The sequence below is a fragment of the Lentibacillus cibarius genome, from assembly GCF_005887555.1.
Taxonomy (GTDB): domain Bacteria; phylum Bacillota; class Bacilli; order Bacillales; family Amphibacillaceae; genus Lentibacillus; species Lentibacillus cibarius.
On record NZ_VCIA01000001.1, the window covers coordinates 1,776,388 to 1,796,611 of the forward strand.

The 20,224-nt window shown below is 43.0% G+C and carries 26 protein-coding genes; 11 read left to right on the forward strand and 15 right to left on the reverse strand.

What is annotated here, in order from left to right:
- Positions 1 to 3: 3 nt before the first annotated feature.
- The 3 genes from FFL34_RS08455 to FFL34_RS08465 are packed head-to-tail and all read left to right on the forward strand — an operon-like array spanning position 4 to position 2,178.
- Positions 4 to 696, forward strand: a complete 693-nt coding sequence (locus FFL34_RS08455) for a DUF1538 domain-containing protein (protein WP_138603063.1) — start codon at positions 4 to 6, stop codon at positions 694 to 696.
- Positions 693 to 1,466, forward strand: a complete 774-nt coding sequence (locus FFL34_RS08460) for a DUF1538 domain-containing protein (RefSeq protein ID WP_138603064.1) — start codon at positions 693 to 695, stop codon at positions 1,464 to 1,466. The genes FFL34_RS08455 and FFL34_RS08460 overlap by 4 nt, the downstream gene beginning before the upstream one ends.
- Positions 1,417 to 2,178 (forward strand): P-II family nitrogen regulator, encoded by a 762-nt coding sequence (locus tag FFL34_RS08465; RefSeq protein WP_138603065.1) that lies wholly within the window; start codon positions 1,417 to 1,419, stop codon positions 2,176 to 2,178. The genes FFL34_RS08460 and FFL34_RS08465 overlap by 50 nt, the downstream gene beginning before the upstream one ends.
- Before the next feature lie 125 nt (positions 2,179 to 2,303).
- Here the strand turns inward: FFL34_RS08465 and FFL34_RS08470 are convergent, their stop codons facing one another.
- From FFL34_RS08470 to FFL34_RS08485, 4 genes are all read right to left on the reverse strand, one after another.
- A complete protein-coding gene (locus tag FFL34_RS08470; RefSeq protein WP_138603066.1) occupies positions 2,304 to 2,789 on the reverse strand; it encodes a PaaI family thioesterase in 486 nt (161 codons plus the stop codon).
- Between the two features lie 152 nt (positions 2,790 to 2,941).
- Entirely contained in the window at positions 2,942 to 3,379 is a 438-nt protein-coding gene (locus tag FFL34_RS08475; protein ID WP_138603067.1) for a MarR family winged helix-turn-helix transcriptional regulator, read from the reverse strand.
- Positions 3,380 to 3,395: 16 nt separating this feature from the next.
- Positions 3,396 to 4,148, reverse strand: coding sequence for an SDR family NAD(P)-dependent oxidoreductase (locus FFL34_RS08480; protein ID WP_138603068.1), 753 nt, complete (start codon positions 4,146 to 4,148; stop codon positions 3,396 to 3,398).
- Positions 4,149 to 4,314: 166 nt separating this feature from the next.
- A complete protein-coding gene (locus tag FFL34_RS08485) occupies positions 4,315 to 5,391 on the reverse strand; it encodes an AbrB family transcriptional regulator (RefSeq protein WP_176961201.1) in 1,077 nt (358 codons plus the stop codon).
- Positions 5,392 to 5,855: 464 nt separating this feature from the next.
- On the opposite strand from FFL34_RS08485, the gene FFL34_RS08490 reads away from it, so the two are divergent.
- The gene (locus tag FFL34_RS08490) at positions 5,856 to 6,326 is read left to right on the forward strand and encodes a hypothetical protein (RefSeq protein WP_138603070.1); all 471 of its coding nucleotides are present in this window, start codon (positions 5,856 to 5,858) and stop codon (positions 6,324 to 6,326) included.
- Between the two features lie 192 nt (positions 6,327 to 6,518).
- On the opposite strand, the gene FFL34_RS08495 is transcribed toward FFL34_RS08490, so the two are convergent.
- The 4 genes from FFL34_RS08495 to FFL34_RS08520 form a co-directional block, all read right to left on the reverse strand.
- On the reverse strand, positions 6,519 to 7,241 hold the full coding sequence (locus tag FFL34_RS08495) for a 3-ketoacyl-ACP reductase (RefSeq protein WP_138603071.1): 723 nt from the start codon (positions 7,239 to 7,241) through the stop codon (positions 6,519 to 6,521).
- A gap of 674 nt (positions 7,242 to 7,915) precedes the next feature.
- Entirely contained in the window at positions 7,916 to 9,265 is a 1,350-nt protein-coding gene (locus FFL34_RS08505) for an ISLre2 family transposase (RefSeq protein WP_234031459.1), read from the reverse strand.
- Positions 9,266 to 9,493: 228 nt separating this feature from the next.
- On the reverse strand, positions 9,494 to 9,748 hold the full coding sequence (locus tag FFL34_RS08510) for a hypothetical protein (RefSeq protein ID WP_138603072.1): 255 nt from the start codon (positions 9,746 to 9,748) through the stop codon (positions 9,494 to 9,496).
- A 415-nt stretch (positions 9,749 to 10,163) separates the two neighbouring features.
- Entirely contained in the window at positions 10,164 to 10,445 is a 282-nt protein-coding gene (locus FFL34_RS08520; RefSeq protein WP_138603073.1) for a hypothetical protein, read from the reverse strand.
- Positions 10,446 to 10,673: 228 nt separating this feature from the next.
- Here FFL34_RS08520 and FFL34_RS08525 point away from each other — a divergent pair, with 228 nt between their 5' ends.
- A complete protein-coding gene (locus FFL34_RS08525) occupies positions 10,674 to 11,669 on the forward strand; it encodes a DnaD domain-containing protein (protein WP_138603074.1) in 996 nt (331 codons plus the stop codon).
- Between the two features lie 250 nt (positions 11,670 to 11,919).
- Here FFL34_RS08525 and FFL34_RS08530 read toward each other — a convergent pair whose 3' ends face one another.
- Positions 11,920 to 12,306 carry a hypothetical protein gene (locus FFL34_RS08530; protein ID WP_138603075.1) on the reverse strand — a complete coding sequence of 129 codons (387 nt, stop codon included), beginning with the start codon at positions 12,304 to 12,306 and terminating at the stop codon, positions 11,920 to 11,922.
- A 140-nt stretch (positions 12,307 to 12,446) separates the two neighbouring features.
- Between FFL34_RS08530 and FFL34_RS08535 the strand changes: the two genes are divergently transcribed.
- From FFL34_RS08535 to FFL34_RS18230, 5 genes are all read left to right on the forward strand, one after another.
- Positions 12,447 to 13,094, forward strand: a complete 648-nt coding sequence (locus tag FFL34_RS08535) for a pentapeptide repeat-containing protein (RefSeq protein ID WP_138603076.1) — start codon at positions 12,447 to 12,449, stop codon at positions 13,092 to 13,094.
- Positions 13,095 to 13,374: 280 nt separating this feature from the next.
- Positions 13,375 to 13,881: a type II toxin-antitoxin system PemK/MazF family toxin gene (locus FFL34_RS08540; RefSeq protein ID WP_171046333.1), complete on the forward strand. Its 507-nt coding sequence runs from the start codon at positions 13,375 to 13,377 to the stop codon at positions 13,879 to 13,881.
- A 533-nt stretch (positions 13,882 to 14,414) separates the two neighbouring features.
- Complete coding sequence (locus FFL34_RS08545) at positions 14,415 to 14,741, forward strand: ArsR/SmtB family transcription factor (RefSeq protein ID WP_411712404.1); 327 nt, start codon at positions 14,415 to 14,417, stop codon at positions 14,739 to 14,741.
- 70 nt (positions 14,742 to 14,811) lie between these two features.
- Positions 14,812 to 15,699, forward strand: a complete 888-nt coding sequence (locus FFL34_RS08550) for a permease (protein WP_138603078.1) — start codon at positions 14,812 to 14,814, stop codon at positions 15,697 to 15,699.
- A gap of 14 nt (positions 15,700 to 15,713) precedes the next feature.
- A complete protein-coding gene (locus tag FFL34_RS18230; RefSeq protein ID WP_171046334.1) occupies positions 15,714 to 15,863 on the forward strand; it encodes a hypothetical protein in 150 nt (49 codons plus the stop codon).
- 46 nt (positions 15,864 to 15,909) lie between these two features.
- Here FFL34_RS18230 and FFL34_RS18605 read toward each other — a convergent pair whose 3' ends face one another.
- The 6 genes from FFL34_RS18605 to FFL34_RS18240 form a co-directional block, all read right to left on the reverse strand.
- Positions 15,910 to 16,119 carry a hypothetical protein gene (locus FFL34_RS18605; RefSeq protein ID WP_407656615.1) on the reverse strand — a complete coding sequence of 70 codons (210 nt, stop codon included), beginning with the start codon at positions 16,117 to 16,119 and terminating at the stop codon, positions 15,910 to 15,912.
- A 75-nt stretch (positions 16,120 to 16,194) separates the two neighbouring features.
- The gene (locus tag FFL34_RS08560; RefSeq protein ID WP_138603080.1) at positions 16,195 to 16,482 is read right to left on the reverse strand and encodes a TIGR04104 family putative zinc finger protein; all 288 of its coding nucleotides are present in this window, start codon (positions 16,480 to 16,482) and stop codon (positions 16,195 to 16,197) included.
- Positions 16,483 to 16,521: 39 nt separating this feature from the next.
- On the reverse strand, positions 16,522 to 16,665 hold the full coding sequence (locus FFL34_RS18235; protein WP_171046335.1) for a hypothetical protein: 144 nt from the start codon (positions 16,663 to 16,665) through the stop codon (positions 16,522 to 16,524).
- A 168-nt stretch (positions 16,666 to 16,833) separates the two neighbouring features.
- Positions 16,834 to 18,318 carry a flotillin family protein gene (locus FFL34_RS08565; protein WP_138603081.1) on the reverse strand — a complete coding sequence of 495 codons (1,485 nt, stop codon included), beginning with the start codon at positions 18,316 to 18,318 and terminating at the stop codon, positions 16,834 to 16,836.
- A gap of 359 nt (positions 18,319 to 18,677) precedes the next feature.
- Complete coding sequence (locus FFL34_RS08570) at positions 18,678 to 18,896, reverse strand: YjzC family protein (RefSeq protein ID WP_138603082.1); 219 nt, start codon at positions 18,894 to 18,896, stop codon at positions 18,678 to 18,680.
- 82 nt (positions 18,897 to 18,978) lie between these two features.
- Positions 18,979 to 19,152, reverse strand: a complete 174-nt coding sequence (locus FFL34_RS18240) for a hypothetical protein (RefSeq protein WP_171046336.1) — start codon at positions 19,150 to 19,152, stop codon at positions 18,979 to 18,981.
- Between the two features lie 145 nt (positions 19,153 to 19,297).
- On the opposite strand from FFL34_RS18240, the gene FFL34_RS08575 reads away from it, so the two are divergent.
- Positions 19,298 to 20,215 carry an SDR family oxidoreductase gene (locus FFL34_RS08575; protein ID WP_234031463.1) on the forward strand — a complete coding sequence of 306 codons (918 nt, stop codon included), beginning with the start codon at positions 19,298 to 19,300 and terminating at the stop codon, positions 20,213 to 20,215.
- The last annotated feature ends 9 nt before the right edge of the window (positions 20,216 to 20,224 follow it).

Sequence of the window (20,224 nt, forward strand, 5' to 3'; positions counted from 1 at the left end):
TTCATGGACAATATTAAGGAAACAGTGCTGGAAGTTATTTATTCAATTGCTCCGATTGCACTTGTCATTACCCTTCTGCAATTTACAATTATATGGCTGCCGATGGAGGCTTTTATACAATTTTTAATCGGTGTCCTGTTTGTCGGGGTTGGACTTATCCTTTTTTTACTAGGTGTTAATGTCGGGTTGCTTCCGGTTGGGGAAATGATTGGCTCAGCACTAACAAAAACAAAGAAACTATGGGTCATTATCATGTTTGGCTTTCTGCTTGGTGTGGTTGTAACGATTGCGGAGCCTGATGTGCGCGTGCTTTCATCACAAATTGAAAATGTCTCTAGCGGGGCGATTCCACAAAGTATGCTTATCCTCGCTGTCGCACTGGGCGTCGGTATTTTTGTAGGTCTGGCCATGTTACGGATTATTTTCAACATCAGCATTGTTTATTTACTGGCAGGCGGTTATGCGCTCATCTTTTTGATTGCGGCGTTTACCCCGTCGTATTTCGTACCCATTTCCTTTGATTCCGGCGGGGTAACGACAGGACCGTTGACCGTACCGTTTGTGCTGGCGCTTGGGGTTGGTGTCGCCACAGTAATCAGAGGGAAAACAGCCTCAAGTGATGGATTTGGCCTTGTCGGGTTGGCGTCGATTGGGCCGATTCTATCCGTACTCATTTTGGGAGTGATTTATGGATGACGTTTGATATATTTGGCGGGTTTCTCGGGACGATGCAGGAAGTCGCCATTGCGTTACTGCCGCTCGCGATTTTATTCGCGATATTTCATTTTATTTTTTTAAAACTACCACCAAGGAAACTGCTGGATATTTGTATCGGTTTTGTTTTGGCCTTCGCGGGACTCTCCCTGTTTCTTCAAGGGGTACATATCGGGTTCATGCCGTTCGGTGAGCATATGGGCAATGTACTGGGCGGATTATCGTTTAAATGGATCCTCATTCCGATTGGGTTTGTTATTGGCTTTTTTGCCATTTATGCGGAACCTGCTGTCGCTGTCATGGTCGAACAGGCAGAAAAGGTATCCGGTGGTTATATTCCGGAAAAATTGCTGCTGTACACGTTATCGACCGGGGTCGGCATATCCGTTGCTCTGTCTATGATACGGCTCATTTACGGTTTTTCCCTATGGTATTTTATCATTCCAGGATATATAATAGCATTTGTTATGGTACGGTTTTCACCAAGAACGTTCACATCGATTGCATTCGACTCAGGTGGCGTATCGACAGGACCAATGACCGCGACGTTTGTGCTGGCCATGTTTACCGGAATTGCCGGGCAGATTGAGGGACGCGATCCGCTTTTGGACGGATTCGGAATGGTTGCAATGGTCGCGTTGGCTCCGATATTATCTGTGTTGACACTTGGAATATTGTTCAGCAGAAAGGAGAAGAGTCAGTATGTCAGTGACGATTCAAGGGCAAAAGCTTCTGATCACCATCGTCCATAAAGATAAGGCTAAAAAGGTTGTCCAGGCGTCACGGAATGCCGGTGCACAAGGCGGAACGACCATTTTAGGAGAGGGGTTCCGGCTCAATGAAAAAAAACGTGTACTCGGCATACCGGTAGAACGTGAACGTGCCGTCATACTGACACTTGTATCCGATGAAATTTTTGGCGATGTCCGGAACGCGATTATTGATTCCGTTCGTTTGGATAAACCGAGACATGGAATTGGCTTTGTTATTGATACGAAACAAATTGCCGGCATCAACCACTTGCTCGGGTGGAATGGGGAAGGTGCCGAAACGGTCAAGGAGGGTGCTGCTGACACAATGAGTGAGCAAAACGTGTTATATGATCTAATCATTACTATTGTCAATCGAGGCGATTCGGAAAGAGTAGTCGATGCAACCAGAAAAGCTGGCGCAGAAGGCGGAACCATCCTACATGGGCGCGGTACAGGAGTCCATGAAAAAGCTAAACTGTTTAATATCATGATTGAACCGGAAAAAGAAATGGTTCTGACGTTGATCGACCGAAGTAAAACAAAAGAAGTGCTGCAGACGATCAATGAAGATGCGGAGTTGAAAAAACCTGGTAAAGGAATCGCCTTTGTTTTGGAAGTTGACAGCACGGTTGGCATCAGCCATCAAATGAATGAATGGGTGAAAGAAGAATATAAAAAACAAAAGCGGAAGAAGAAAAAGAAGGAAGAGTGATGGAACGACGCCTGGATTTTTAGCGTCCAAGCGTTGTTCCCCCAACGGATTAGGATGGGAGCACTCTTTTTTTAACGTCGGCGGACTACTTAACCAACCACCCATATGGAAACATTTAGGTGCACCTAATTATTCGCAGTAAATGCGGCTGGCATGACGGCTGCTGTCACTACGGCTTTCGCACAGACGGTGTCGCCTGCATACACTTCCGTATGGATTTTAAATTTTTTTGGATGGATTTCTTCAGGTGTACCGACTGCTTTGAGTGTCTGCCCCTGTGGTGTCGGTTTGACGAAATCCACATGGAGTGATGCCGTCACAAACCTTGGCGGCTCCTGAGTGCTACCAGGCTCATGTCCATGTTTTCGGTGCAGTGCCAGTGACGCTGATCCTGTACCATGGCAGTCAATCAGCGAGGCAATCAAACCGCCGTACACAAAGCCAGGAATCGCTGTATGCTGTGGTTCTGGTGTATAAATGGTCACTGTTTTGTCCCCGTCCCAACCCGTCCGGAAGTGGTAGCCTTCCTGGTTGAGCCGTCCGCACCCATAACAATGGGAAAAGTCATCCGGATAATCATCCTGAATAGCATGCTTGATTTGATTGATCATTCGCTTCCCCTCCCTTTTATAGCCAGTATAGCATGAAGGCGATTCCTTTACATGGGAATTTGATTGTTGGATCACTCGACTTTATGCACACACCCTCCTATCTAAAAAGACAGCGCCCGGAAGATTTACTCCTGACGCTGTCTTTATTAAGATTAGGGGGACACATACCCTTTTCCCAAATGATGCAGCAATTTTTCATAAATGGTCTGAAACTGCCGGATTTCCTCGTGCGTAAGTATGTCAAACAAATCTTTATGCAATGCCTCGCCTGCCTTTTGCGCATCGACCAATGCCTGTTGTCCCTGATCTGTAATGGCCAGCAGCACTTGTCGCCGGTCTTGTTCGTCGTATTTACGAACAGCATAACCTCCGTTAATCAGTTTATTCGCTATGTTTGTCATAGCACCGGGAGTATAACTTAATGCTTTGGCAATAGCTGATGACTTATTAGGCCCTTTCTCACGCAATTCAAGCAAAACAAGGATTGACGAAATGCCAATTGGATGACTGTATGATTCGTTGAAGCGAACAATTGTCTCATTATTGAACATTTCAACTGCACGAATCAGTTTAAAAATATTATCGTTCATCCGATTACCCTATCACTTAAAATTTAATGGAGCCGCCATCGACATTGATGGTTTGCCCCGTAATATAACCAGCGTCTTCACTTGCAAGGAATACAGCGGCACGGCCAATATCTTCTTCCAGTTCACCGAAACGACGCATTGGAATGTTTTCCAAAACTTCCTGATAGTATTCCGGTTGTTCTTTCGCCCACTGCTGTACACCAGGTGAATTAGCAATTGGAGCAATCAGATTGACGTTAATACCATCTTTACCGAATTCATTGGCGGTAACCCTTGTAATCGCACGAATGGCTTCTTTTGCTGCTGCGTATGCCGCTTGATTGGCATGTCCTTCTATCCCGGCACCAGATGCAAAATTGATGATTTTCCCTTTGGTCTCCTGTAAATGAGGAATCGCTGCCTGCATCAAGTAGAATGTCGGATAAAAACCAGTATCAAACGACAAGTCCAAGTCCTTTTGGGTCGTTTCCAAAAAAGGTTTGTTTTTCGATGCATGTGCATTATTTACGAGAATATCCAGTTTCCCATACTTGTCCACAACTTGATCCACAATACTTTTTAGTTTATCATGCTCAGCTAAATTAGCTTGAATAAATGTCGACTCCGGCTGGTGCTGCTGCAAATGCTTAATTGCCTTCTGACCGGCTTCTTCATCAAGATCCACAATCACAACCTTGGCACCTTCTTTAACAAAAGCTGTTGCCATCCCCTGGCCAATGCCACCAGCACCGCCTGTAATAATGGCAACCTTATCCTGTAATCTCCCCATTTCGATCACTCCTTAATTGGGTTATACAATTATTTTAACACTAAAATATTCATGGGTGAAATAAATGACTTTACGGCATGTTTAGTTTGCTTAGCATACATCTCTATATACATTGTTCATTGGAAATACAAGATCCCCCTGTTAAAAATGCAACTGTTATACAACCTCAGCCATCTGAATACCGCTTTGTCAGCCACTTGAAAAACAATGGGACCAATAAAATAATCACCAGCAATCGGAAAAGCTGATAGCTCGTCACCACCGACGCGTCACCGCCAACCGCTACTGCCGTCAACCCCATCTCGACCATTCCGCCTGGTGCTGTACTGAGCAAAGCCGTGCCGTAACTGAGCTCATATAAATGGGCGAGACCATAGCCAAGGCCGAACCCGAACAACACAAGTAAAACAATCGTCACCAATGTATAGACCATGATTTTTTTCCAGTTTGGTAGTTCCCGTGGTTTCATCTGCAGGCCGATATGTACGCCGATAAACAACTGCGCAAGATCAATGAAGCTCACAGGCAATGCTGGAGCCGGAATCTCTGTGACATTCAGTGCTATCGTTACCACCATTGGCCCAAGCAATAACGCAGCAGGAACGCGCAATCGGCTAAACAACCACGCACCTGCCACCATAATTAACGGATACAGTATATAGGTGTATATCGGAAGCTCCAGCCAGCCTGCACTTGCTTCACCACCGTTAGCTCCCGGACTCGCAGCCCCATTGGGATCACTGCCAATGACATACACCGTCACAATCGGCACGGCAATGACAATGCCCATCACACGCATCGTCTGCAGAAACGTGATGACCGTGGGATTCAACCCCTTCGCCTCATCAAGAAGCACCATAATCTGGGATAACCCGCCAGGCACACTGCCAATCATGCAGCTGGGCAAATCGAGCCCCGTTAGCTTGGAAAAAGCGACTCCTAAAAGCAAGCTAAACACAACCGTCAGCGCCGTTACCATAACCATTGACGGAATATGATCCCCCATTTGAATAAGTGTTTCTTTTGTAAATGACGTACCAATCAAATAGCCGAGCAGTATCATGGCAATTTTTCGAAAAAGAAACGGCCAGTATAGCTCCCGCTGTGTACTTAAGCTCCATACCGCTACCATAACGAGCGAACCAATCAGCCACGGGAGCGGAATATGTATGACTGTAAAAATCGTAACGCCAACAAGCGCCACCACCAGCGCTTCGACAAACCCAAGCCACTTGCTCACCATGTTCATCTCCTCTATATCACGCTACAAGACAAAAGAACCATCATTATGATGGCTCTTTGTCTCATTATAGAAGAAAAGAGGTTGTTTGTTAAAAAGAGAGCGGTTTTCGAGTGAGTCAAGTTTTTGCGGGAAGTTTCTCTCGACCTTTGTATTTTTTCCTTGATTTTCGTTGTAAAGACGGTTGTTATCTTACCGCGGCCCGGATACACTTCGCTTTCCGCGGGTTAAGTAAGGTTTAATTCCTAGATACTATTGAGGAAGAAAACGATAAAAACAAAACCCAAAAGCGCTTGGATAAATCCATAATCTATCCAGTCCACATAAAGATCGAATATAGAGCTTGTATCCAACGAGGAGTCGTACTAGTACATTTAGTCGTCTATTTATTTTTTAAAGAGAGAATAAATTCACACTAAGTGAAAACAATAAACTAGCTTAACTTTTTACATGGAGTGAATTGTCTCATGGCCGACAAATTAATTTTGTTTGCAGCGTTAATATTACCTTGGTTGACCTTGTTTTTCACCAACTCAAAAACAATAAAAAGATACATGCCTGTAACTATTTTTACATCTTTTCTAATGACGGTTATCTTTCAAATAGCTTATACGTATAAATGGTGGATTATTTATAAGTGGATTGTACCATGGGGTTATATGATTGATATAAGTTTCGTTTATGGCATTTTTGCGGTAGGGACATTTTGGATATTCCGATTGACGTCACATAAATTTCCGCTGTATACAATTGTAAATTTAATTATGGATGCAGCTATGGCGTTTATCGCGCTTCCTTTCTTAGGCGTTTTAGGCATAGCCAGATATGAGAATATTGCTCCATGGCAGTATTTTTTAGTAATGTTTGGTGTTTCATTTATTATTTACGGCTATCATAAATGGCAACAAAAAATATATGAAACAGATGAATCTGTATAGGCTATTGGTTATAACCAATGATATTAGTCCAAAACTATCAAATCGAGCGTGGATGATTTATCTTCCAAGTATTTGAACATATATAAGCGGACTACAAAAAGTCACCGAATAAGACATGTTCCATGAAGAAAATAACCCCCACCCGTATTCTGTTATCCTGAGGGTGAGGGGGTTGTTTTAGCCGACCTTTGTTTAAAACGGATTCGTCGCCCACTGCAGTGATTGTTTAATGAAAATACGCTGATGCAATTTCAGCTGGGATACCATATATTCCGCCAGATCTTCCGGCTGCATGTACTTGTCTTTATCATTTTTATCAGGGTCATCACCATACATCATTTCCGTTGCCACCATGCTCGGATTCATGGTAAAGACACGAATGTTATGCGGCCGCACTTCCTGCATCAGTGCCTCGGACATGCCTTGGACAGCGAATTTGGACGCACTGTATGACGTTGACTTTGCCGTCCCTTTCAGCCCGTTACTGGAGGAAATGTTGATGATATCGCCCTTATCTTTTTCAATCATGTCCGGAAGCACAGCTCGGGTTACATGATACGTACCAAAGACATTCACTTCCAGCGTGTGCTTCCAATCTTGGGGATCAAGTTCCAGGAAATTCCCCTTCAAACCGATTCCGGCATTGTTGATAAGGATATCAGCAGGACCCACATGTTGCCGCAGTTCGCAGGCTGCCTGCTCCACTTTACCCATATCAGCAATGTCACAGGGCGTATAATGGACATTCACCCCATGTGCCTTCGCTTCTTTCGCGACGGCCTGCAGCTTGCTTTCGGTACGGGCAATCAACCCAACATGTACCCCTTCTGCAGCTAATTCAAGCGCAGTCGCACGCCCTATGCCACTGCCAGCGCCGGTTATGTACGCTACTTTTCCTTGTATATCCTGTCCCATTTATGAACCACCCTTTCACAAAAATTTCTTACTGTTAAGTTTAATAATTCCTAGGTGGATATTCAATGCTTACGGTTTGAGCTGAAAAAAGTGAAGGGTGGGCGATTTCTACAATGTCCTCATCTTCTAAAAGCGAGGAATATCGACGGGTTAGCGGGAAGCATCAATGGATGAGCGCCCGTTTCTGGAGAACAGATTAGGTTTGCAGTTCTGAAGTACCTGCGTCAAAAGAAGATAAAGCCATTTAAAACCTAATACAATAATTGTTGTATTAATGCTTCTAGAAAAGGTGACATTCTCATTCTCCTGCCAATCCTTTCTGGTCACCTGTGAAAAAGACAAAAAAGATTTTTATGTGGCTTTTGTTTATTCATGATGTGCTTTCAAATACTCCGCAAAGTCCAAAATCTTATCGACTTCTTGTTCAGGTATTTCATCAATAATTTTAAGCAACCGTTCCTTAGCTGTATTCATGAGAATAATCACCTCTTCCATGAATATTTTATTTTATTATACCACTTGATGTTACGATAAACTATATATGTAACATCTAAGATTGAGTCAAGTACTTGTGGGAGATTTTTTTCAAGTCCCTTTTTTGTATTGTTTTAGTCAACTTTTGGTAACGGTTTCATGTTTATATCATTTTAATCAGTTGGTGCTTTTTTACTTTTTCAAATTCCCCGTAATCCTTTTAATGCGTCTGTAATTGGTTTCCCGATAGCCTGCCTCAGATAACCCAGATTGTTGCGTGTTGCTTCTGCAGCACTTTCTTTTAGCTTTTCTACAAAGTGTTTAGGCGGCTTTTCTTCTTTGCTTTCCTGTATTAATTCCTGCGTCTGTTCAAGTATCCCCTGCAGCGTTTTTATCTTCAGATTATCTTTGAGGGCAACCATGATATCGATGAATTTATCAAGCCCTTTATCACTCCAACTACGCCCGTTTTTGAGCCTTCTAGCGAACACACTCATCGTTCCCTCTGCACTCCCCATCGGGCGGAATCCTGTTGTATCTATGCCCCTCTCTTTTAGTTTTTCACGGTAATCTCCCAGTGCCTCTGGATATTGGGAAAGCTGGGCAATTAACTCTTCCAGCCGTTCTTCCTTCTTTTCATTTTCAAGCGTACCCACCGCACTGTTTAATTCCACCATGAAACCTTCCCAGTCATAGCTTGCTAGTTTCTTTCGGATGGAGCGGTATCTTGAATGACCCCGAAACAAACGCTGCACATCCCGGGCAACATGAAAACGGTCGATGACAAAGGTCGCATTATGCTGGAAATGATCCCGGCAGGATGTGATCCACTTCGCTCCATCCCCATTAATAACGAGGTGGTGCCTGGTCGGATCATACTCGTAAGTAGCCATTAGATACTGCTCAAATTCTTCCCAGAACGGCAGATTTCCTTCATGAATGAAATGTCGCTTCTCTATCAGCTTTGCTCGTTTACCATTCATTTCCCAGCCCTGATGCACACTGGCAATCTTAATTTCCTTGCCTTTTTTCTTTTTCTCTTGGCTTTTCGTATAAAGCCCGTCCACCTCCACGAATACAACATCCTGTTCGAGTGGCACTGACTCTTCCGGCACAACCTCCGTATTCAAAAGCTGCTGGCGTATACCTTCATGACTGATGACAGGGTAGCCCAAAAGCTTCTCCATTGCCTTCCCAGCCTGTCGATAGGAAACGCCTGTTACAGCCAGTTCAATAGCCAAATCTTGCACCACCGGACTCATTCCCTTTGTGCCGTCAAAAGCTAAATACTGATCCAATAAATAGACATACTTTCCCGTCTCTTTATCTTGATAATAATTTCTTTTCAGTTCCACCTGCCCAAAGACGGACTCAAACTTTAATGTTCTTTTATCCTTCAAATAAAATCGTTGCTTATCCCTTTCTGAAGCAATCGCCTCATCTATTTCCTGTAACGTCTGTGCCATCACCTGAGAAAAACTTTCCTGCAATGCACGGTATGTAATTTGTTCTAATTCTTTCATTGTAAGCGCAGATATGATATCTTTCATTAGAGGACCTCTTTCTATAGTTGTTGTTGTAGCAGACTTAACTATACAAGAAAAGGTCCTCTTTTTCATGTAAAACACCCTTTAAACTACCGCGCTTCGCTTGCTGGCCTCATCTTTGGCGTAGAAGTCTTCCGACTTCAACACCAAAGATGAGGTATATGTTCTCCCATAAACATTTTACTCTAACAACATCTAATTATTCCAGAATGGCGCTCTTTTGCGGAATTCTTAAGGTCTATTCCAGAGGAAATTTGTGACTATAAAAGGAATAACAAATGCAATAAATAATATAATACCATTTCCAATTAGACCAATCTTTTTATATACACCTTTTTCAGCAAATAATGCTAATATAAACCCAATTGCAGAAATAATAACTCCACCCACCAATAGGAAGTTATCATTACCTAAGAAAATAGCAATGTAAGATACTAGCCCAATTAAAAATAATATGGTCGAAAATCCACCTAATTTGCTTTTCATTTTTGTCTACCCCTTTTATTTTCGCTACTTCCATTAAATGGCGCCGATTCTTCAAGATCTGGCGTTAATCCTTGTTACAGAAGCGCGTCCAGATTGCGGCAGTCTGCCACAGAATATTTATCGGGTGCTGTCTTTCACAAATATCTTAGGAATGAAATATGCAAGTGTTGCTGCAAGAAATGCAATAAGTAATGAAGTGTAAGAAGAACCACCCTTAAGAATAGTGTTATTGAATAAATTATCAGCTTGGTTCCAAGCACTCGTTATATCCGGAGTATAAAAAAACGTCACTAAATATCCAGATAAAACCTGGAATGCTGCAAACAAAATTATAAAACTAATGGCAAGCACATATATTTTTTCATTAAATATCCTCCCTTGTTCCGTTTTCGCACCGATTGTTTCTAAATAAGCATCAATTTCTTCCCAACTGCAATGAACCCATAACTAAAAGAACTACTAATCCTATAGAAATACCCGGCCATGAAAAACGATCAGGTAAAAAGTCCAGTACCCATAAGTAGCCAAAAATAACCAGTATACCTATATATTCTCTTCGTTCCTCAAGTTTCCAGTAATTGCGATGCACTAAAACGTTAACCGCACCTACAGGGAAAAGCAATAGAATCATTATATACACCCAACTTTTTCTTAAATACCAGGGGCGTTTTTGCTTTTCATTATTATCAATTGTCAAGCTAACATCACCTTTCAATTTTACCTTTAAATGGCCCCATCGTATTACTGAAAAACAATTATATAAAATTAGCCTTCTTAAGTTAGTCTAACACATACACCAATCAGCCACAGTCCACACAATAATCCGAACACCAAAAATTAAAAATTTTTCTCTCCATGACACTTTTCCATCCTCCGCAATCGATTATAGATATGAACCACTCTATTTTGAAGGAGGAATATACCTATGAACTATATTAAACAATTGAACGCTTTCTACAGTCTGCTTGACGTCCGTCCACTGTCATCATCCGCTATTTCTCTCTGGCACGCATTGCTGCACATCAACAACAAGACAGGCTGGAGAAAATCGTTTACCGTCGCGGGAGTTGTCCTGCGTCTCAAATCCGGTCTAAACGAAAGCTCCTTTAAACGCGCTCGACAGGAACTAACAGAAAAAGACTGCATTACATACATGCCAGGCAGAGGCAACCAGGCCCCAAGCTATCAACTCACCTGTCTATCACACACGATGAACCCCAGTACTGATGTACCTGTGGAGGAATGGCCTGCTGATAATGAAAATAACCAGCGTATGGATTACTCTTTGGATCATAATGCGGATTGCAATGCGGACCACAACACGGAGCACAGTGTGAACCGCAATATAGCAGATTTTGCCCCGAATCACGGGCGTGACCGCAACATGGACTATTCTTCGGACCACAATGCGGACTGCAACACGGACCGCAGTGCGAACCACACGGCGGACCCATTAGTTAAACAGAAACATAAACAAATACATAAACCAAACAAAACAACAGTAGCAGATGCTATTGCGTTTCACGAGGAAAATATTGGCTACACACCGCCGTTTATCAGGGACTCCATAACGCATTGGATGAACGACGTCGGCGAATCACTCGTTCTGGAAGCAATGAAACGAGCGATCAAACGAAACAAACCAAGCTGGAACTATGTGAAAGGCATTTTACAAGCATGGGTCAACACCGGTATCCGCACAGTAGACGCAGCCCGTGCGGAAGAAACAACATTTCGCGGCAGTCAATTAACAAGCGTCCGAAAACCAGTATCCGGTGAAGTGGTGCCCGATTGGTTTCATGATCGGAAAAAACAACGCAAGGCCGAGCCACGGCAAATGCCTCAGCAAACACCAGAGCAATTTGCTGAAACTGAACGCCTGCTGGACAAGTTTCGTAAAAAAGCCAAGGTGAATGCTTAGAATGTGATGTCCTGTGCGTCCTAAGTGGGGCGCCGTCGCTACGCATTGCGATGAGTTCTGGCCTGGGGGACGTGTTTCTTGTTTATCGCGCGAGTTTTATCTTGGGTCGCGCAAGTTTCGCCTCGGGCCGCGCGAATTTCGGTCAGATCGCGCGAGTATCGCCTCAGGCATGCGCGACTTTCAATCGGGCGCGTCACCTTAAACATTTATGACGGGCTAACGTCCCAGACGATAAAGTGAATAAATCTCCTTATCCTTCTACCATTTCCAGATAAGGAATCTCCCGACCGTCAACCATTGCAATGTATACCGGTGTATCTGTTGTGTATATTTTCGTCCCTGCAGATAGTTTGCTGGCCACTCCACCCTTGAACCTTATCGCTTTATCTGTTTTGTACGTAATTTCGCCAAACGCTTCACCGAGTGTATATTCCAGCTCCTCGACCCAGGGGATATCCTCGGCATTGGAATAAACCAGCCCATCAAAATAAAAAATGTCAGCATCCTCTTTTTCCAAAAAGTCAGCAGGGGTTGGGTTGTCGTATGTATTAGTAATCATATTTTTACTTCCGTCATGACATGCGGCTAACATCAAAAACACGATAATGCCTAGCGTCACTGGCCAAAACGTTCGCATGAAAACACCTCCATCTATTCAGACGACTAACCATGGTCATACGTTTCTTTTGTTATGTGAAAAGGCTCGTGAAAACCCAACAATCCGCTGTACGATGGTCTTATTTTCGTCTATAATTCAGGAAAAAGGGGGAAGTTGCCATGGTCAAGAAAAAGCGAGCCATCCAAAAGCCGGATCTGCCGGACAAGCTAGACACCATGACATTAGAGAAACTAACCGATCAGGACAATTTGGAGATGGGAGTCATTCAGGAAGCTACCGGTGACCCTATTCACGCCGAACACGTCCGGTTTGAACAAATGCATTTCCAGAACGTGCGCTTAAACGATGCGATTTTGCCGTTCTCCCACTGGCTTGATGTCATTTTTGAAAACTGCGATCTTTCCGGTGTCCAGCTGCAAGGCGCACGATTAAATCGTGTATCATTCCGTAATTGCAAATTGGCTGGCGCTGATTTGGACCGGGCCGTCATGAGCGATGTGACGTGGACCGACTGCCAAGCCCCTTATTTGCTGTGCAATCAAGCCGAGCTACGGGATGTGTATTTTGATCAATGTTTATTGAAAGGGGCCAATTTTATGGACGTGTCCCAAGATCATTTGCAGCTTGACACATCTGACATCCAAGACGTTCAATTCACCGGTACATCGCTCAACAACGTCGACCTCAGCCGGTGTGCATTCGGTTACATACATCTAGGGGAGCAGGACTTACGCGGCGCGGTCATTGCACCGGAACAGGCGAGTGCATTGATTGGATTATTTGGGGTGAATGTGAAGGATGAATAAAGTGTATGGTACAGGTGCCGTAAGTGATTACATTGATGACAATCACTTGATTAGTCGTTAAGTAGTTGATGTTAGCCATTACCGGTCTTTAACCTATAAATACTTTATCATACTCTTTAACTCACGTCATTCACCGTTTCTATGAAATTAGCATCAACGTTATCAGGTAGCGTTAGCTCATCTTTCTTTGCAAAGAATCTTGCCATCCTTTACGTCTGCCTAAATATCATCACCTTGAGGTATGCTTGGTTGTTCGAGTATTTTAAAAGGGGGGGAAATAATGTTGAGAAAAGACTTAGAAAAGATAAAGCAAGTAAAAGAAGAGGCATTAAAGGACTGGTTCCCTAGAAAGACACAAATGGCTAAAGACTTCATCGATGAAGAAAGCAAGCAGCAAAAAAGAAATTTTGATATAGGGGCTGTTCATTTGTGTGAATTAGGTGTAAACATTGGTTCTGAGCAAGGGGAGGAACGTCCTGTAGTAATCTTATCTAATAATAGGATTAACTCATCTTCAACCAATGTCATGATTGTCCCTTTAACAAAGAATCTTAAAAAAAGACGCATAAAAACAAAAAAAGGAATCATCAAAAATGCACCTAAAATAAGAACACACTATTTCCTTATGAAGGATAAGTACCCCTTCCTTTCCTATAATTCAGCCGCCATGACGGAAGGAATAACAACTATAAGCAAAATCAGGATCGGAAAACATATGGGTAAATTATCCGATCAAGATTTAACAGCTATACAAAGTCGATTAAAATGGATTTTCGACTTGCAATAACGTTTTATTTACTAGAGATTTTGTTGACACTGATCTCTATACAGGCTTATAATAAATTTATAAGAAAGCATTCAATTTTACATTGTCCTGCCTTTGTTGCGGACCATTTCACACATTAATATGTGATTTTCATTGTTGCAAAAAGGGAATAAATATTTATTCCCTTTTTGCATATTTAAAACAGTATGGAATAAACTAATAATACATTGCCCTTCTCGTTAAGGGCCACTTCACCCCGTCAACTTCACTGGCGGGGGTTACTAAACCTCCTCTTAGTAAAGGACATTTCAATTTTTATCTTTTTACTGCAGATGCTTTAACACGACAACTAGAATTTTACGTTCTCACCCCCACCTTCAGTAAATAACCATTGAATTTTAATACATTTTTATCATACGAACCCAATATTTATATGTTGTATGAAGGTTCTAACCATTTAATCAAAAAAATTTGATTAAATGGGTTGCAAGTTGTAAATACCAATCGTAAAATATCATTAAATCAAATAAAGTTGATGAACAGGAGATGATCCTATGACGATGTTACAACATAGGAATGATGATGAGCAGCAAGAAATGTTCAAAAGGTATGAAGCGACATTCAAAGCTTTGTCTGACCAACTACGCTTGAAAATCATGTATGAATTAAATCAAAGGGGACAGGTATGCGTCTGTGATCTAACGGAGATTGTTGGCCTATCTCAGTCAAAATTATCCTATCACTTAAAAATACTACTTGACGTCAACCTTATTGAAAGAGAAAAGATTGGTACATGGAACTATTACCGCTTAAATGAGCAAGAAGTCAGAGGGCTGTTATCAGAAGAGCTATGCTGTATTTTTTACCCAGAAAAAAAATAAAAAATTTTAGTGTAAACATCAAAAAAATTTGATACATATATCAAATTAAATTGATATATTAAGGGGGAAGATGATGAATAACTTTATACAATTTCTGCAAACGTTTTTTACACTTTTTGTGGAATTAACGGTTTTATTTATTTTAGTTAGCTTTTTAGTAAGCTGGCTGCAGCAAAAGGTTACGGAGGATCGTATCAAACGCATATTAAATCGGCCCAATAAATGGAGTGGTTACTTGTATGGTACTGGGTTGGGTGCGTTGACACCATTTTGTTCCTGTTCAACCATACCAATCTTAGCTGGTTTATTATCATCTAAAGCACCGTTCGGACCGTCGATGTCATTTTTGGTGGCCTCTCCCTTATTGAACCCGTTGATCGTTATCTTGTTGTGGTCGTTGCTGGGGTGGAAATTAACGCTATATTATGTCTTCATCGTTGGGATGTTTGCCATACTTACCGGAATTGTTTGGGAAAGGCTGGGGCTTCAACAGGCAGTAAAACATGTAAAAGTTAGAAAAGGAGAAGCATCCAACGACACCCCTCATCTTTCTAAATGGAAACTGGCGCTTCAGGACGCATGGTCATTCTTTTACCCGTTGTTGCCATTCTTATTTGTCGGTGTGCTTATTGGTGCATTCATTTATGACTTCGTGCCCCAAGATTTAATTGCGGCCTACGCAGGGAGCGACAAACCCTGGACGATTCCAATTGCATCGGTTATAGGTATTCCTATGTATATTCGGGCCGAAGCCATTTTACCGATTGGCGACGCTTTAGTAAGCAAGGGGATGGGAATTGGCTCCGTTATCGCACTTCTAATCGGTGGAGCTGGAGCAAGTATTCCAGAAGTTGTTCTATTAAGCAAATTGTTTAAAAGAAAATTAGTCATAACATTTGTACTATCCATCCTATTGATTGCCGTTACGACGGGATTAATTGTACAGATGATCCTTTAAAGGAGGTGAAACCAATGGCAGAGAAAAAACCTGGTTTGAAAAAACTCTTCTCTAAATCATCTAACAAAGATTGCTGCAGCGTCGAAATTGACGAAGTAACATCCAATGAAGACGACTGTTGCGATACGGAGAAGACCAGCAAAACGCAACAGGAAGAAGCTTGATAAACATGCACAAACAAGGGGCTTGCGTAATCAGCCCCTTGTTTGTTTAATGATTATCCAAGAAAAGAAGTAAATAACTGCCTGCCCAAAGGAGATAGGCAAGCTGAGTGAGGATAAACATGGTGATTTCAAAAGAAGACAGTTTTCTTTCCCGCTTTAGTTTTTTCAGATGGCGGTAGTAGAAGAAAGAGCACAAAAGCAGCAGCAATACAGATGCCTCGTGTATGTTTTCCAGTAGGCTAACCAAAGCAATCAGTCCTTGTTAGATAGTTTTATCGATTATTTGTAAGCGAATTTGGCTATTTAGGCTTCTTTCACGCTTCAACCCCATTCACCAATATGGTTCCTCTTCATTAGACAACGTTAGGACAAACGGGTACAAACTAAGTATAATGAAGACAGTAATGACGGCAAGAAGCAATGCTGTTCCTACTGAAAAATCTAGCCATGTGGTGATTGGTAGCATCACAATCGGAATAAGTATGAATACGCCTCCCCTTATTCTAGAGGATGCGGATTCGTATTGTTTTTGACCGCAATACGGACATTTCAGTCGGAATATTGTTCTAACCGTTTGTTTCCAAGACCACTTTCTACCACAATGTTGACAAATAGGCATGTGGGTAGCTCCTTCCTGTTTTATCGGATTTCCCTTTTTTCAGTCTGTGCCCGGCTTTTTCCATTCAATCGCATCACTTTCCACTAGTGATTTTATCGTCTGTAAAGGATCCGTATTACTAACAATTTCATAACGTCTGGCACGTCCTTCCGATATGCTAACGTATTGCTCATCCAGACTCACGTGGAGCTCCTCTGTCTTCAATTAATATACCAAATAATGCAGGCGTCATCAAACACCCCTCCCTTCTTCCATAGAAAATACGAGCGCTGAAATACGCTATCTTCCTCATAGTAAAAAGGACGCAACTCCGGCAAAAGGAATTGCGCCCATTGTACTTGCGTTTAACGGTTATTCTTTCCCGGTATCATCCTCATCTTCTGGTGATTCCGATGCTTCCGGGCCTTTAGTGGCGGATGCCTCCTGGTAGTATTTTTCTTTTGGCGAGCTGAAGTGATTCGCATTACCGTGGGATACATAGCTTTCTAACATCGCTTTTAGATCCATGCCGGTTGTTTCCTTCAATGATTCCTGAATGCCGAGCATGGTTGAGGTGACGTTGTTGGCCACTTTGGACGAGCCGCCTTGGGAATCACTGCCGCCCATGTCAATCACTTTCATATCCTGAATCTGGGAAATTGGAGCAGCTACTTTTTCAGCATACTCAGGCAGGACGTTGATAAGCATCTCGACAATCGCAGCCTCGCCGTATTTTTCCATCGCCTCAGCCATGCGCTCTTTGGACTCAGCCTCAGCGATACCACGCTGCCGGATGACTTCTGCTTCCGATTCTCCTTTAATACGTTCTTTTTCTGCCTCTGCTTCGGCTTCTTTCGTCACTTTATACGCCTCGGCATCAGCAATCGAGCGGCGGCGTTTGTTTTCTTCCTCTTCTAGTTCCACCGCACGCTGCTTTTCGATGTATTGAACTTTCAATTCTTCTTCTTTTACTTGCTGGGCGAGCCGCTGCTTTTCCAGTTCCCCCGCTTGTTCAGCGTTGGCATTGGCGCGGTTCGTTTCTTTCTGGAATTCGGCTTCTTTTATGTCTTTTTCTTTTTTGGACTGGGCAATTGCTGTTAGGCGACGGTTTTCTTCGTCCTGTGCCTCCTGATCGTTCTGCGCCTGATAAATACGGGTTTCCTTTTTGGCATCGGATTCAGCCTGGTTTGCCTGCTTCTGGACCTCTGCAATATGCGGGCGGCCTAGTGCATCGATATAGCCGTTTTCAGTATCGACGTCTTCCACATCATTCAGCGCAAACGATGTAATTTCAAAGCCCATACCCTTCAGATCAGATTCGGCAATTTTCTTCACCTGCGTGTTGACTTCTTTAAAATCATTATAAATTTTTTCAATGGAAAGCGATGCGATGATGGCACGCAAATGGCCGTTCAGCACATCCTTCAATTCATCCTCGCGTTCTTTTTGCTTTTTTCCGAGAAATTTCTCCGCGAAGTTCGCCATAATCTCCAATTGGCTTCCGATACTGATGACCGCCGTGCTGACCACCCTTACTGGAATGCCTTCTTTCGTGTACGCTTTTTCGGAATCAACCTTAAGCTGAAATGATGTCAAATCAATCGGGGTTGCTGTCTGGAACATGCGCAACCGATACCCGCCACCGCGAATGATTTTGACCGAGCGCCCATTCTCATCTTGGAAGACATTCCGATCCTTCTCCGGGTCACCAAGCTTCGGACCTGTGACAATCAAAGCCTCATTGGAACTGGCAGTTTTGTAGCGAATCCGGAAAATAATAAACGCTATGATCCCCGCAACGACCGCCACGACCCCAATAATCACCAGAATCATTAACAAAAGTGCATCTTGAAACAAAAAATAACCTCCCCATTAAATTTAAACCTGAACCGTTCGGCAAAAAATATCTATTAGCTACGAAATCATGCAGTTATACGATTCGGCCTTCTATACAGTTTTAATTTTGACAAATTTTTTAGTGTTTGACTACCACCCTGCCGAACATTCCTATTTATTTTATTCGCACCAGTGTGTTTTCAGAAGCATACAAAAAGACAGAGTGAAATGGATTGCTTTAAAAGTTAAAAAGCTGCTGACGGTATGCCAGCAGCTTTTCGTAACATATTCAAATGTTTCAGGAGCATTTTCAACGAACTCGCATTGCGTAATCGGAGTCGAATTCAGCGAATCACTTCGTACGCTTGATCCGCTATATCTTACCGCCGATTATTACTGCGCCCCTGCACACCTGGTTTTGACAAATCACGCTTATTGATCCACACACGATCCTGGTTAGCATTGTCCGGAAACTTTTCACCTGCTGCTAACTTCACCTGCCGTGGATCATCCACGTTACTGCCAGTCTCACCTGCTTCAATGTAAACACCATTATTCGGTGCCTTGTCACCAGCTTGGAATCGTGATTGTTCACCCATATTTATCACTCCTTACTATTTGTATTTCCTATTCTGCCTGATGATCGCAGCATTATTATTGGGAAATTAAGGATGGGCGAACTCAGATAACCGGGTAGTATGGTTCGTATCTTGGATTGACGTAGTATGGCGGTCTGGGCCCGATGACCGGAACAGACCATTTATTCGGGTTATTGTCATACCTCATTTCTGCTTTTTCTCCCGTCTGTGCAAGTATTAAGTACCATACTTCCGGATTATAGTAGGCATCGTACATAGCAATCCCTCCTCTTAGCGTTTATCCTATTCATTTCTGTATGAGATGATCCTTTATGTTCTTTCACCCAGTCAGCCAGGCACGACAATCGCCTATGTAACATAACGTAATTTTGTAAATGCTTTTGAAGGAGGAATCGCCAAAGGTGTCTAAAGAACAAAACAGTAAACAGCACTATCCGTTATATCCCAACTACGGGACAATCACACGCTTCGAGGATGTTGCAGTTACGGTTCCAGAACAGCGGCAGTACCGTCAACCAGGACTGGAACGTCTCATGGTTCCACGACCAATTATCGAAAATCCGAATGAAACCGGAAGCGGAAAACTGACTGGAAAAGTAGCACTTATTACCGGTGGTGACAGCGGGATGGGCGCAGCGGCAGCGATCGCTTTTGCAAAGGAAGGGGCCGACGTGGCCATTGCATATTTGGATGAGCATGAAGATGCAAATCGTACGAAAAATAGAATTGAACAATTAGGACAGCGCTGCCTTTTATTACCTGGCGATCTTAGAGAAAAGCAACAGTGCGTCCATATTGTCGAAAAAACCGTGGAAATATTTGGTGCACTGCATGTGCTTTGCAACCATGTCGGCATTCAGTTTCAACAATTAAGCCTGGAGGATATTACAGACGAGCAGTTTGATGATACCTTTAAAGTAAACATTTACTCGCACTTTTATACGACCCGTGCCGCGCTGAAATACCTGGAAGCGGGTAGTTCCATCATCAATACATCATCGGTTGTGACCTTTGACGGACATGAACAATTAATGGATTACACAGCGACAAAAGGGGCCAATATTGGTTTCACCAGGGCCTTAGCCAACAATCTTGTAAAAAAAGGGATCCGCGTCAACGCTATCGCCCCCGGACGTATCTGGACACCGCTCATTCCGTCCAGTTTCTCGGCCGACCAAGTACCGCTTGCTGGCAACCCAATGGATCGTCAAAGCCAGCCATTCGAAGTTGCACCAACGTTTGTTTACCTAGCGAGTGATGATTCCCGCTTCGTAACCGGGCAGACCCTACATGTGAATGGAGGGCAGGTACTGGAATAAACCGCTAAA

Bases quoted from the DNA above. Each gene is read 5' to 3' on its own strand.
- FFL34_RS08545 (WP_411712404.1), top strand. From the start codon at position 14,415: ATGACGATGTTACAACATAGGAATGATGATGAGCAGCAAGAAATGTTC.
- FFL34_RS08540 (WP_171046333.1), top strand. From the start codon at position 13,375: ATGTTGAGAAAAGACTTAGAAAAGATAAAGCAAGTAAAAGAAGAGGCA.
- FFL34_RS18230 (WP_171046334.1), top strand. From the start codon at position 15,714: ATGGCAGAGAAAAAACCTGGTTTGAAAAAACTCTTCTCTAAATCATCT.
- FFL34_RS08510 (WP_138603072.1), bottom strand. From the start codon at position 9,748: ATGAAAAGCAAATTAGGTGGATTTTCGACCATATTATTTTTAATTGGG.
- FFL34_RS08485 (WP_176961201.1), bottom strand. From the start codon at position 5,391: ATGGTGAGCAAGTGGCTTGGGTTTGTCGAAGCGCTGGTGGTGGCGCTT.
- FFL34_RS08560 (WP_138603080.1), bottom strand. From the start codon at position 16,482: ATGCCTATTTGTCAACATTGTGGTAGAAAGTGGTCTTGGAAACAAACG.
- FFL34_RS08480 (WP_138603068.1), bottom strand. From the start codon at position 4,148: ATGGGGAGATTACAGGATAAGGTTGCCATTATTACAGGCGGTGCTGGT.
- FFL34_RS08550 (WP_138603078.1), top strand. From the start codon at position 14,812: ATGATGAATAACTTTATACAATTTCTGCAAACGTTTTTTACACTTTTT.
- FFL34_RS08490 (WP_138603070.1), top strand. From the start codon at position 5,856: ATGGCCGACAAATTAATTTTGTTTGCAGCGTTAATATTACCTTGGTTG.
- FFL34_RS08525 (WP_138603074.1), top strand. From the start codon at position 10,674: ATGAACTATATTAAACAATTGAACGCTTTCTACAGTCTGCTTGACGTC.
- FFL34_RS08530 (WP_138603075.1), bottom strand. From the start codon at position 12,306: ATGCGAACGTTTTGGCCAGTGACGCTAGGCATTATCGTGTTTTTGATG.
- FFL34_RS08465 (WP_138603065.1), top strand. From the start codon at position 1,417: ATGTCAGTGACGATTCAAGGGCAAAAGCTTCTGATCACCATCGTCCAT.
- FFL34_RS08460 (WP_138603064.1), top strand. From the start codon at position 693: ATGACGTTTGATATATTTGGCGGGTTTCTCGGGACGATGCAGGAAGTC.
- FFL34_RS08495 (WP_138603071.1), bottom strand. From the start codon at position 7,241: ATGGGACAGGATATACAAGGAAAAGTAGCGTACATAACCGGCGCTGGC.
- FFL34_RS08470 (WP_138603066.1), bottom strand. From the start codon at position 2,789: ATGATCAATCAAATCAAGCATGCTATTCAGGATGATTATCCGGATGAC.
- FFL34_RS08475 (WP_138603067.1), bottom strand. From the start codon at position 3,379: ATGAACGATAATATTTTTAAACTGATTCGTGCAGTTGAAATGTTCAAT.
- FFL34_RS18240 (WP_171046336.1), bottom strand. From the start codon at position 19,152: ATGTACGATGCCTACTATAATCCGGAAGTATGGTACTTAATACTTGCA.
- FFL34_RS08455 (WP_138603063.1), top strand. From the start codon at position 4: ATGGACAATATTAAGGAAACAGTGCTGGAAGTTATTTATTCAATTGCT.
- FFL34_RS08535 (WP_138603076.1), top strand. From the start codon at position 12,447: ATGGTCAAGAAAAAGCGAGCCATCCAAAAGCCGGATCTGCCGGACAAG.
- FFL34_RS08505 (WP_234031459.1), bottom strand. From the start codon at position 9,265: ATGAAAGATATCATATCTGCGCTTACAATGAAAGAATTAGAACAAATT.
- FFL34_RS08570 (WP_138603082.1), bottom strand. From the start codon at position 18,896: ATGGGTGAACAATCACGATTCCAAGCTGGTGACAAGGCACCGAATAAT.